Genomic DNA, 12574 nt, shown 5'->3' with positions numbered 1-12574 from the left:
TCAAAATCTGCCATTTGATTTATTATTCACCCTTGTAAATCCTTATCATCGCCCCCATGATGGTAAGGATTTGTATTTTTTGTGCCTTTGGCATATTGATGCTTTTAGTGCATTTTAAGCACATTTTAACTTTGAAATAATCAAGAATTACGCCATGCAATTACCAAAAACCAGCCGCAGTAAATGACCAAAAACTTTGACACCATTCGTGTTTATAACAATTCATCAAGCCATGCCCTAGGTGTGTCGCTACTTGCCAAGCGTATCGCTGGTGCAAATACTCGTAAGACACTCTTTTTTTTATGAGCTAATTAAATCAATTACCTGTGTTGGTGATAATTCTAAGGCATGACAATATTCAATAAATTCAATAACATCCAACCTTCTATCGCCAGTTTCAATTTTACCGATTAAAGAGTAAATGACGCCCAAGCGTTCAGCAAGTGTGCGTTGCGTTAGCCCTAATTCTTGGCGACGCTTGATGAGAATTTGACGAAGTTTTTCATGCTCTGGGGCATGAATGGATTTTCTTAGATTATTCATTGCACCTATTTTAGGTTTGTTATATAATGAACCTGTTTTAGGTGCAAACAATTAGGATTTTTCAATGGGTGAATTAATCAGTAAAGAAACAATGTATGAAGTTATGGAATGGGCGTATAAGCAAGCCGTTGATGGCGTAGGCTTGGGTACGGCTGTTGAGATGGCGGAAGATTATTTAAAAGAGCCAGGCACTTTAGAAGATCAAGTTAATTCCCTTATTCGCTGGCAAAATACCAAAGCTGGTTCGGCAGGGTTTGTTACTGGATTGGGTGGTGCAATAACCATGCCAGTTGCTTTGCCTGCCAATATTGCATCAACACTTTATGTCCAAATCCGCATGGTTGCAGCCATTGCTTATATGACTGGACTGGATATTAAGCACGATAAAGTTAAAACAATGATTTATTTGTGTCTATTGGGCAATGGTGCCAATGAAGCCTTAAAAGATATAGGTGTTACAATTGGTACAAAAACTTTTGAAAATTTTGTTAAAAAACATGTTACAGGAGCGATGCTTACAAAGATTAATAAGGCAATAGGTTTTAGATTGCTCACTAGAACTGGGACAAAAGGGGTAATTAATCTAACCAAACTTGTGCCTGTGCTGGGTGGTGTGATAAGTGGTGGACTTGATGCTTTCACAACCAACCTGGTTGGCAATAAAGCTCGTGATGTGTTTTTGGCCATCGAAGATAAAAGTTTTGAAGGTTTTCGTGGTAATGTTTATAACGAAGATGGTTCGATGGTTTAAGTTGATTAAATATTGATTTGTATTTTATCCAATGGGCGTAATTGTAATTACGCCTTTTTTACACCTTGAATTTATCATATCCACCCCCAACAAGTTAATTAATTACCAAAAAAAAGATCAAATCATGCAATTACCAAAAACCAGCCGCAGCGAACGCCAGACCAATCAGCTTGCTCGTGAATTACAAGACCAAGCCAAGCTTACTGGCATCAATGTCTCAGGCACGCAAATCTCAAGCCAAGCCTTTGAGATGGTAACAGAGTTTGAGCCATCAGGTGATCAGCCGCAAGCGATCGAAAAATTGGTGCGTGGCATCAATGATGGCATGCATGGGCAGCTATTGCTTGGGGTAACTGGCTCTGGCAAGACCTACACGATGGCCAAGGTAATCGCCGAATGTGACCGCCCAGCGATTATCATGGCACACAATAAGACGCTGGCAGCACAGCTATATGGCGAATTTAAGGCATTTTTTCCGCACAATGCGGTGGAATATTTTGTCAGTTATTATGATTATTATCAGCCAGAAGCGTATGTGCCAGCGTCTGATACTTTTATCGAAAAAGATTCTGCCATCAATGACCACATTGACCAGATGCGACTGTCGGCAACTCGAGCATTGCTCGAACGCCGTGATGCAATTATCATCGCATCAGTATCTGCCATTTATGGCTTGGGCGATCCCGAAAGTTACCTAAAAATGCTGCTGCACATTGTCGTGGGCGATAGGGTGGATCGCAATGCCATCATCAAGCGACTGGTGGAGCTGCAATACGAACGCAATGAGCTGGAATTTGCTCGGGGTGCGTATCGTATCCGTGGTGAGACTTTGGATATTTATCCTGCCGAGAGCGAAAGTCTGGCGGTGCGTGTGCAGATGTTTGATGATGAAGTGGAAAAAATCGTCTGGTTTGACCCTTTGACTGGCAAAAATATCAAATCTGTGCCACGCATTACCATCTATCCCAAGTCGCATTATGTAACACCAAGAGATAAGCTAGAAGCCGCCAGCAGCACGATTAAAGACGAACTTGCCGAGCGTTTGGCGTATTTTTATGAGCATGATAAACTGATCGAAGCCCAAAGAATCAAAGAACGCACGCAGTACGATCTTGAGATGATTGGGCAGTTGGGCTATTGTAATGGCATCGAGAACTACTCTCGGCATTTGTCAGGTCGTCCTACTGGCGAAGCACCGCCGACACTGTTTGACTACATTCCGCCAGATGCGTTGTTATTTATTGACGAAAGCCATGTAACCGTACCGCAAATTGGTGCGATGTACAAAGGCGACAGAAGCCGCAAAGAAACCTTGGTGCAGTATGGTTTTCGCTTACCCAGTGCCATGGACAATCGCCCGATGAAGTTTGAAGAATGGGAGCGGATAGCCCCTGCGACCATTTATGTGTCCGCCACGCCTGCCGCTTATGAATTACAAAACAGCGAGCAAGTGGTTGAGCAGGTGGTGCGTCCGACTGGCTTGGTCGATCCGATTTTGGAAATTCGTCCTGTTTTGACCCAAGTGGACGATGTTTTGGGCGAGATTAACCAGCGTAAAGTGCTTGATGAGCGTGTGCTGATTACCACTTTGACCAAACGCATGGCAGAAGATTTGACCAGTTATCTCAAAGAATACGGCATCAAAGTGGCGTATTTGCATTCAGACATTGACACGGTGGAGCGAATGCAAATTATCCATGAGCTGCGAACAGGCGTGCATGATGTGCTGGTGGGGATTAACCTATTGCGTGAAGGTTTGGATATGCCAGAAGTGTCTTTGGTGGCGATTTTTGATGCCGATAAAGAAGGCTTTTTGCGTTCGGAGCGGTCGCTGATTCAGACCATTGGGCGAGCGGCTCGCCATGTGAACGGCAAGGCAATTTTGTACGCCGACAGCATCACACCCAGCATGCAAAAGGCGATTGATGAAACTGAGCGTCGCCGTGCCAAGCAGCTTGCTTTTAATGCCGAGCATGGTATTGTCCCAAAATCCGCCAGCCGTGCCATCACTGATAAGATTGACACAGGCGACGAAGAAAACAGCGAAGTGGTGCATATCGTGCTGTCTGAAGCGTTATCTGGCGTTGATGAAAACATTTTGCACTCACCAAAATTACTCGCCAAAGAAATTTCAAGGCTTGAAAAACAGATGCAAAGTCTATCTCGTGAGCTAAAATTTGAAGAAGCGGCAAAAGTGCGTGATACAGTGATTGCTTTAAAAGAGTTGTTAGTAAAATAGGTTAATATTATGGATATAAATTCAAACTTTAAATACTTAGCATCTGTCTTTGCGGCAGTTTGGGTGGTTTGGAAGTATGTTATTGAACGAAAGGATAAGACACAAGAGAATGATTTTACCAAAATGAGAGCTTGCTTGTGTGATTATCGCCTAAAAAATGATTTGGAGAAGAACCCAATTTTAAGAATGCTATATTTTAAAAACATCAAGCATTTTAATAAAATGGATTGTAATGCCATTGAGATAATTATCAAATTCCAAAATTTTGATAAAAACTTTAACAATCTTACTTATCAAATTGAGAAACTATATCGAAAAAAGTTGATTGTACCAAGCGATAAGTGTGGATTTGAGCTGGATACAAGAAAGGCAAGTTTGCTTTGGTTTCAACGATGGTTTATTGTCGCTATATGTCTTGTTGCTATAGTAGCTACCATAATAGTTGCCATAGGGATTAATTATTATACCGAAGGATCTGGTCTGCAACTTGAATTTCCCGAATTTGTTTACTCCTTGGGGTCAGTGATAATATTCATGGTTGCGGCAGAAGTATGGATATTGAATCAACTGGATTTAATCAAATGCATTAAAGAATTTAAAGAAGCTACAAAACAATAGACCGCATCTTTGATCGATGATTTGCACAATCTCTTAGAATAATGATGAGATGGTTTGTCGTGAATTTCACTCATAAATTTGCTAAAATAGCCCAAACCATCACCATTTTGGCATCATGACACAGCTTTTATCCCCCTTGGTAGCTCAAACAGGCATCGCCGCTCTAGATTGCACGCTGGATCAGGCGTATCTTATCGAAGCGTCCGCTGGCACAGGCAAAACTTGGACGCTCACTGGCATTATCCTTCGCTTATTAATCGAAAAAAAATACCCCCCAGAACGCATCATTGCCACGACTTTTACTCGTGCTGCCGCTGCTGAGATGCAAGAGCGTATCAGCGAGCGGCTGCACAGTTTTTATGGCTTGATGCGGTGGTTACAAGCCATGCAAGCCAAGCACGGCGAATGGTTTGTTGATGATGCTAAACTTGGCATTGATGAGATGGTGGCACATGCCCAGCATGCTGGCTATGATGCAGCCGACCCCATCAATCAGCACCTTTTGGCATTTGTGCTTGATCAGCCGCCAGCGTTTTTGGGTGAAGTGATTTATCGTACAGGGCTGCTTTTAACTTCGCTAGATAAGCTGTTTGTTGGTACGCTGGACAGTTTGGCTCAAAAATGGCTCAAAGAATTTGCCACGCAAATTGGGCATCAAACAGGCATGGAGATTTTGAACGACGCTGGCGAAAAAATCACCGCCTTGGTGCATGACGGACTGCGTGCCGAAGAAGTGCGATTAAAAAACACGCAGCCAGAATTTTATCAACTGATTAAAAACCAAGCACCGCATTTTTTTGCTGATGTGGCAAGCGTGGCACAAATGGTCAATCAGGCGATGAATTTTTTTGGTTCGCCGATTGATACGCTACCAGTGTGCGACGGTATGGCAGGCATCAAGCGGCATTTAGATACGATTTTGCAGCAGGATTTTGGCGGTTTTACGCCATATTTTGATGAAAATTACCGCAAAAAAATCAAAATCAACGGCAGATTGGCACTGACAAAATCCCTGCACCAAATACCGCAAATCGTGGCACTTGCCCAGCAGTATGGCATCGATTTTCTGGATTATCTTGACGATGAGCAACGCAAGTTTTGTGGGCAAATCAAAAAGATTGCCGATGGCGGCTGGCAAATTTTTACCGACAAAGCCGATGCTTGTGATGTGGATAATTTTTCAAAATTGCCCTTGACGGCGTTGGCGGATTTGCTGGGTTTTCAAGATTGGATTGGCCGCTATGTAAATCGATTTTTTGCCATCACTGCCGCCAAAATCACCGAACAAATCCGTGGGCAGATTGGCGATTTGATGGAGCGTGCTGGACAGACGACTTTTACGCTGCAAATGGTTCGACTAAACGATGCCTTAAGTAAAAATCCTGATTTGGCTCGCCACATTCGCCATCATTATCCCGTGGCACTGATTGATGAATCCCAAGACATCAGCGGACTGCAAGCCGAGCTGATTCGCTTGGTGTATCTGGACGAATTGCTCAATTATCGTAAAAATCTTATGCGTTATCAAGCCGTTGGCGGCGATAAGCCAAAACTGCCCAAGGGATTTTTGTTGTTGGTTGGCGATCCTAAGCAGGCGATTTATCGCTTTCGTGGCGGCGATGTTACCAATTATAATTTTATCAAGCATTTTGCCGAAGACCAAAACATTGGCGATGAGCCGCTGATCAATCGAAGTTTGAGTTTGACGATGAACCGCCGTTCTAATGCCAAATTGATCGCAGCATTAAACACTTGGTTTGAAAATAATCAACAAAAGGGCGTGCTAAATCCTGCCAATTTGGGCAATGATATTTATTATCAAACCATTTTGGCACACAAGCAAACCCAAGCACTCAGTTGGCAAAATCAGCCAGCAGACCAACAGATAAGCCAACAAACAGACCAGCAAAGCAAGCAGCCTTTTGGTAGTAGTCCTGTCACGCTGCTGCATTTTGATTATCTGGCACAAGCCAAACAAAGTCGCCGCCAAGCCGACACCATCGCAGGGCATATCAATGAGATTTTACAAAGCGGACAGACGCTTGATGGGCGAGCGATTTTGCCCCAAGACATTGCCGTGCTGTCATACGCTGCTGCACCGCTTGAGATGATTGGCAAATCTTTACAGGCGTTGGGTATCGGTTCGGTGTTGCCACGAGATCAAAATGTCTTTGGCAGTGCGGCGGCATCAGATATGCTGACACTGCTGCAAGCGGTGATTCACCAAAATCGCAACCAATATTTGCTACAACTGCTCATCAGTGATTTGGTGGGCTTTGACTTAGATACAGCAATGCAGCTGCTTGAGATTGACCAAGCTTACACTGATCAATCCAGCCAAGCCCAAGCGGTGCAAGCAGGTGCATCTTTTAAATCCCATTTATTAACTTATCTTAAAAAAATTAATGACAAATGGCAAAAACTGGGGCTGTCGGCAGCTCTGTCTTATGCCTTACAAAATTCACCAATCACCAATAAAAATCAAGATGAAACACAAACACAGCCTTCATTATGGCTGATGGCGGCACGCTTGGGCGAGCGGTATTTGTTAGACCTTGAGCGAGTTGTTGAGCTGTCGAGTGAACAATCCACGCTCAATCAGCTGCATTTTATGGATTGGTATGTGCAGCAAATGCACACCGAAGCCAACGACACCAACAAGCGGCTGGCATTAGCAAGTGAATCTGGCGTGAATTTGATGACCATTCACAAATCCAAAGGTCTAGAATTTCCCATCGTGTACGTACTGGGACTGGATAATGCTCCCAAAAAACACGGAGAATTGAGCCTATATGCTTATAGCGATGAGCAATATCAGCGGCATTTGTCCGCTTGGGCAGATAGGCAAGATGGCGATAAATTTTATGCCAATCAGGACATGGCAGAGCAAATTGACGAAAAAAGACGGCTGGGTTATGTGGCATTGACACGAGCATCTGAGCAGCTGTATATCGTGATCAGTGATAAATTTCGAGCCAGTGATTTGGACACGATACCCATTTTTCAGTGGTTACAATGCACTGACAATAAGCAGCTAAGTTTGCCAAAGCGTCTGGAAAATTCGGCAAATTGGCTGTCGGTGTCTGATGCCAATTTTATTAGCACAGCTTATCAATCGCAATCAGCCAGTACTACCGCCAGAACCTATGCAGCTTGGCAGGCAGTGATGGCTTGCACGGATTTTGTGGGTGAGTATAAGACCAGCTTTACCGCACTGATTACACGACTGGATAAGTCCGCCAAAGCAGCATTGGCCGATGAGCCAGATATGGATCAGCTTGGCGTACTGACCGAGCAGCCAGCCGTTAAGCCGACTGCTCAAGTTGCCCAAGATCCTGCAAGTTTTGCCATAGCGGACATTCGCAGTGACTTTTTGCGTGGTAGCTTGGCGGGGAATTTTTTACATCAAGTGCTGGAGCATTTGCCCACCGATGTGATTGGACAAATGTCATTTGCTGACGCTTATGCCCATGTCAGTGCCATCATCAGTGAGCGTGGCAGACGGCTTGGCTTGGCGGACAAGTACCTAGCGGACAAAAACCCACAAAACCCAGCCGACAGTCCTGTACGCAACGAGCATAGCGAATTGGTGACTTGGCTTTATGACATCATGCAATCACCATTTAGATTATCTAATCAATCATTGGCAAATTTACCGCCATCATCACAAGTGCGTGAACTGAACTTCACCATGGGGATTGGCGACGATTTTAGCATTGCCAAAATCAACGAAATATTCACAACTTACAGCGATCGGCAGCTGATTTTGATTGATGATGATTATCACAACAGCCATCACAGCATCTGTTATCGTTATTTGCGTGGTGAGATTGACTTGGTTTATGAGTCTGGCGGTCGGTTTTTTGTCGTGGATTATAAATCCAACTATCTGGGCGACAAGCCAGCCGATTATCAAGACGCATCAATGATGGCGGCGATGGATAGGGCGGGTTATTGGCTGCAAGCGGCAATCTATCAGGTGGCACTGCATCGGCTGCTAAAAATCCGAATTGCTGATTATGTTGGCAATGAAATGCAGTATTTGGGCGGTGTGGAATATGTGTTTTTGCGTGGTGTCGATGCCAATGATAAGACGGCAGGACGCTTGGTATGGCAGCCACCTTTAGCCCTAATTCATGCATTGGACGCAATTTTTTAGCGTTGCAAATTTGATACTGATAGCAATTTAAGTTAGTAATAAATTAGGAATACTAAATAATGACACAGGATATGATTGGCAGTTATGTCGTGGCGCGCATTCGTGAAAATGCCGCTTGGTATGCCAGTAAAAATGCCTTGCAAGCTCCTTTTGAGCTGTCAAAAAGTGATGAGCAAAGCTATCTTTTGTTACAGCAGACGCTGTTTGAGCTGCTTGACGAAGGCCATACAGTGTGGCAGATTGGCACGCAGGCGGTGATTGACGAATTTGTTTTGGCGAACATATTACCAAATTGGCAAATCCAATGCTTGATGCCGACACTGAATCAGCTGGCACAACAAGCCAGCCAGCCGCCAGATTTTGCCCAAATGTTTGTTTTGATACAAAATACCATCGCCAATCAGCCAAAAAATCTGCCGACAATCGTGCAGCAACTGCTTGATAATTATTTAAATTTACTTGATAAAAACAAATTGGGCGATTGGCAAATTGAACAATTATCTGCACAGTTTTTGTCAGTATTTCGTCTGCACTATGTCATTGCTACCAAGGCACAGACTTTGGATAAGTTTATTCAAATGCTCAAGCAGCATCGGCTGTTTGCCGACATTTTACAGGCAGATTTGCCCCATTATCAAGCACCGATTTGTTATTATGATGATGGTGCAAATTTGTTTTTGTGGACGCAGCGAGCGTATCAGGCGGAGCTGAGTCTTGTGCGACACATTGAGCGTATCAGCCGCTCACCTGCGGTGGTTTTTGCTTTAGATGATTTACCAAAACAGATGAACGCCGCTCAAGTGGCTGCGGTAAAATTGGTGGCAAATCAATCATTTAGTATCATTACTGGTGGGCCGGGGACGGGCAAGACTTTTACGGTGGCACAGATTGTACTGGCGTTGAGTCGGCAGGCGGATAAGTCGGCACTGCGGCTAGGCTTGGCAGCACCGACAGGCAAGGCGGCTCAACGCATGAGCGAATCACTGCAAGCGGCATTGGTTGATGAAGCTGGCATGGCGTTGCCCGAACCAAAAACCATTCACCGCCTGCTGGGGATTGGCAGTCAAGGCACACCAAAATATCATGCCCAAAATCCGCTGCCGTTGGACATGATTATCATTGATGAAGCGTCGATGCTGGGGACGGAGCTTGCCAGTCAGCTGTTTGCTGCCATTGCGTCTGGTTGCCGAGTGATTTTATTGGGCGATGATCATCAGCTGGCGGCAGTCGATGCTGGGGCGGTGCTGGCGGATTTATGCCGTATCAAGGCGTTGGCACATCTGCGGGTGCATTTGAGCGAATCACGCCGATTTGGTGATGATTCTGGCGTAGGTAAATTGGCAAAACTTATCAATCAGCCAGATATAATTGACTTTAGTGATTTTTGGCAACTGTGTGCCGACGATGCCCAGATTCAATTTACCGACACCGCTGGGTTTGATAATTTAAATAAATTGTATGAGCAATTAAGCATAGGTTATCAAGAGTATTTTTATCAAAGCAAAAAATTACGCTTTGAATTTGCCAAATTGTCCGACACTCAGGCAGTGTCGGTGGTCAGTGAGCTGTTTGATACGCTCAATCAATACCGCATTTTGAGTGCATCGCACGCATCGGCATTTGGTGATGAAGCGATTAACCGCTTTTTGACGCGGATTCACCGAGAGCTACTCAAGATGCCGCCATCGTCATCGCCTTGGTATCATGGGCGTGTGGTGATGATCACCAAAAATTTGTACGAATTGGGCTTATTTAATGGCGATATCGGCATTTGTCTATGGGGTAAATCAGGCTTGACGGTTTATTTTGATGGCGGCGAGCTGCGTTCGGTGGCGGTCGATGTGCTGGCCAATGCCGATGTGGTAACTGCTTATGCCATGACCGTGCATAAGTCGCAAGGCTCGGAATGGCGGGCAGTGGCGATTGTTTTTGATGATAGCAATGCTCGCCTGCTGTCAAAAGAGCTGATTTATACGGCGGTAACTCGTGCCAAAATGCAAGTGCAGATTTTTAGCACGCAATCGGCGGTGGTACAGGCTATTAACACACCAACCATTCGCCAAACAGGTCTGGAAATGGTTGCTCGTTTGATGATGGTTGGTGATTAGAAATTCTAAAAATAAATAGGCTTGATGATAAAATTTGGGCTTTCGATTGGTTTTATTCAGTTTTACCCAAGATTTATCGGCTAAGTCGGATTTTGGGTTTGACTGGCAGTCAGATTGACAGCTGAATCTACTGGCGGCGACACCACCTGCCGATATACTTCAAGCGTCTGCACAACCATCTGTTCAATGACATAATCACGAGTCATTGCTGGCGGAATTTGATTTGCCAACAAAAAACTCACCGTCTTACACAGTGCCAGTGCCGTCTGTTCTTTGACCAAGCCTTGTGGATACAAATCGCCCAAAATATCAGCAAACGCCCCCTTTGCCCAGCCGACAATGGGCGTGCCTAAGTGAATGGCTTGCAGGGCAGTCATGCCGATGCTTTCTGGGCGATTGGCAAGTGCCAGCACGACATTGGCAGAAGACAGCCATTCTCGCATATCTGGTGGATTTTTGCCGACAAAAGTAATCCGCTCGTTCAGATTTAGGGCGTGCAGCCGTTGGATAAATTCTTCATAAAAAACGCACTGATGCATGCGTGTTGCTGGATCGTCGTCCATGATGATGGCGTGAATTTTTGGAAATTTTTCTTGTAGATTTCCTAAAATATCTACCAGCCATTCTTGACCGTATTGTGAGCCAACTGGCGTGGGAAATACTAGCCATTTTTTGTGTTCAAGCTCGGGAAATTGAGCAAAAACCTGCTGCAGCCAATGCACGGACGAATGATGGCGATAAGGATATTTACGCACATCAATGCCCCTAGGCACGCAGACCATGGTTGGTTTTTGGCAAGTTTTGTCCGCTTTTTCGGTTTTGGTTTTTTCAAAAATTGTGCGAAAATGCTTATCAATACTTTTTGAAGCACTGATTAACACATCAGCCTGAAATATCGCCTTGGAATAAGAATTGAGCGGATAAAAACCATACAAAGTCGAGACGATTTTTGGGCGGCTGGCAGGCGGATAAGGACGCAGCACCCAATGCAGCACCCAAGCAGGCGTCCGAGAATGCACATGAATAATGTCTGGCTGATATTTATCAATCAAATGGCGTAGAGCAAAAACCTGAAACAGGGCAAACCAGCTTTTTTTGGACATGGGCAAGCGGTGATAAATCGCACCGCCACGCACCAAGCGAGTGATCAGCTCGTGGTGTTTGTCCACGCTACCGACAATAATCGACTGATGACCTGCCTTAATCAAAGCCTGAGAAATCGGATAAATGCCCCGTTCGGATTCATCATGCTTTAACGATGATGACAACTGCAAAATTTTCATATTGCCAACCGATAGATTTGATGATGATTGGTATGATGGCTGACCAATTGTTAATTTATTATTAATTATCAATTGGTCAATTCATTATTTTTGTTAAATTGATTGTGTGTATTGTTGTAAAAATGACAATAAATTTGCCGCATGTTCTTTGGCTTTGACATTGCGAAAACTGCCAATCATTTGCCCAGTTTTATCATAGACAAATGTTGAGCGAACCACACCCAAATGTGCTTTGCCGTACATCATTTTTTCTTTGATGACATCATAATGTTGGCACAATTTTTCGTCGCCATCACTGATTAATTCAATGCTCAATTGCTTTTTGCTGATGAAATTTTGGTGCGATTTGACGCCATCTCTTGACACGCCGATAATGCGATAGCCCAAAGCATCAAATGCTGCTACATCTGCACTAAAATCAATGGCTTGCACGCTGCAGCCTTGGGTGTTGTCCTTGGGATAAAAATATAAAATCAAGCCTTTATTATTGGCATTATCAGCATTGTCAGTGATGAGCGATTTTAAATTGATTGTTTTTTGAGCATCGGCAGCGACCAATGGCAGCTCAAAATCTGGCAAAGCGATGTTTTCGTTTGAATTTTTTAGCATATTTTTCCCTTATGATTGATAATTTTTAACAACTATTGATAAAACTTCGCCACATTGTAGCAAATTTTGGGGGCAAAAAGCCAATTTTGCCACGCATTTTGTCAAATTTTATTGTAATAAGTTACCAATTTGTACAAATTTTTGCGGTTTTGTCAGTTTTTATTTGGCTTAATTGCATCTTTGCGGTAAAATTAACAAATTTTATTAATCGTTATCGGTGGCAAAGTCGTTGCCATGATGATGGCAAGTCCTTTTGGGCAAATT

Annotated in this window: 9 protein-coding genes; 6 read left to right on the top strand and 3 right to left on the bottom strand. The window is 44.0% G+C overall.

From position 1 onward, the window contains the following. Nucleotides 1-183 precede the first annotated feature (183 nt). Nucleotides 184-306: a hypothetical protein gene (locus ACFBZI_RS08965; protein ID WP_375716353.1), complete on the top strand. Its 123-nt coding sequence runs from the start codon at nt 184-186 to the stop codon at nt 304-306. Here ACFBZI_RS08965 and ACFBZI_RS08960 read toward each other — a convergent pair. After that, nucleotides 301-594, bottom strand: a complete 294-nt coding sequence (locus ACFBZI_RS08960) for a helix-turn-helix domain-containing protein (RefSeq protein ID WP_375715987.1) — start codon at nt 592-594, stop codon at nt 301-303. The two genes, ACFBZI_RS08965 and ACFBZI_RS08960, sit on opposite strands and share 6 nt — an antisense overlap. A gap of 13 nt (nt 595-607) precedes the next feature. Here ACFBZI_RS08960 and ACFBZI_RS08955 point away from each other — a divergent pair, with 13 nt between their 5' ends. The 5 genes from ACFBZI_RS08955 to recD all read left to right on the top strand — a co-directional run bounded on the left by ACFBZI_RS08955 (nt 608) and on the right by recD (nt 10418). Continuing rightward, complete coding sequence (locus ACFBZI_RS08955; protein WP_375715986.1) at nt 608-1294, top strand: EcsC family protein; 687 nt, start codon at nt 608-610, stop codon at nt 1292-1294. A gap of 124 nt (nt 1295-1418) precedes the next feature. Further along, the gene (gene uvrB, locus ACFBZI_RS08950) at nt 1419-3533 is read left to right on the top strand and encodes an excinuclease ABC subunit UvrB (RefSeq protein WP_375715985.1); all 2115 of its coding nucleotides are present in this window, start codon (nt 1419-1421) and stop codon (nt 3531-3533) included. Nucleotides 3534-3542: 9 nt separating this feature from the next. After that, a complete protein-coding gene (locus ACFBZI_RS08945; RefSeq protein WP_375715984.1) occupies nt 3543-4151 on the top strand; it encodes a hypothetical protein in 609 nt (202 codons plus the stop codon). Between the two features lie 115 nt (nt 4152-4266). Then, the gene (locus tag ACFBZI_RS08940; RefSeq protein WP_375715983.1) at nt 4267-8310 is read left to right on the top strand and encodes a UvrD-helicase domain-containing protein; all 4044 of its coding nucleotides are present in this window, start codon (nt 4267-4269) and stop codon (nt 8308-8310) included. Between the two features lie 59 nt (nt 8311-8369). Continuing rightward, nucleotides 8370-10418 (top strand): exodeoxyribonuclease V subunit alpha, encoded by a 2049-nt coding sequence (gene recD / locus ACFBZI_RS08935; protein WP_375715982.1) that lies wholly within the window; start codon nt 8370-8372, stop codon nt 10416-10418. A gap of 80 nt (nt 10419-10498) precedes the next feature. On the opposite strand, the gene ACFBZI_RS08930 is transcribed toward recD, so the two are convergent. Together ACFBZI_RS08930 and ACFBZI_RS08925 are read right to left on the bottom strand one after the other, a co-directional pair. Then, nucleotides 10499-11701, bottom strand: a complete 1203-nt coding sequence (locus ACFBZI_RS08930; protein ID WP_375715981.1) for a glycosyltransferase — start codon at nt 11699-11701, stop codon at nt 10499-10501. Between the two features lie 93 nt (nt 11702-11794). Further along, a complete protein-coding gene (locus ACFBZI_RS08925) occupies nt 11795-12310 on the bottom strand; it encodes a peroxiredoxin (protein ID WP_375715980.1) in 516 nt (171 codons plus the stop codon). Between the last annotated feature and the right edge of the window lie 264 nt (nt 12311-12574).

The sequence above is a fragment of the Moraxella marmotae genome, assembly GCF_042219885.1.
In the GTDB taxonomy this organism is placed as follows: Bacteria; Pseudomonadota; Gammaproteobacteria; order Pseudomonadales; family Moraxellaceae; genus Moraxella; species Moraxella marmotae.
The sequence above is the reverse complement of the archived record's forward strand: the minus strand, read 5'-3'. Positions and strand labels throughout refer to the sequence as shown.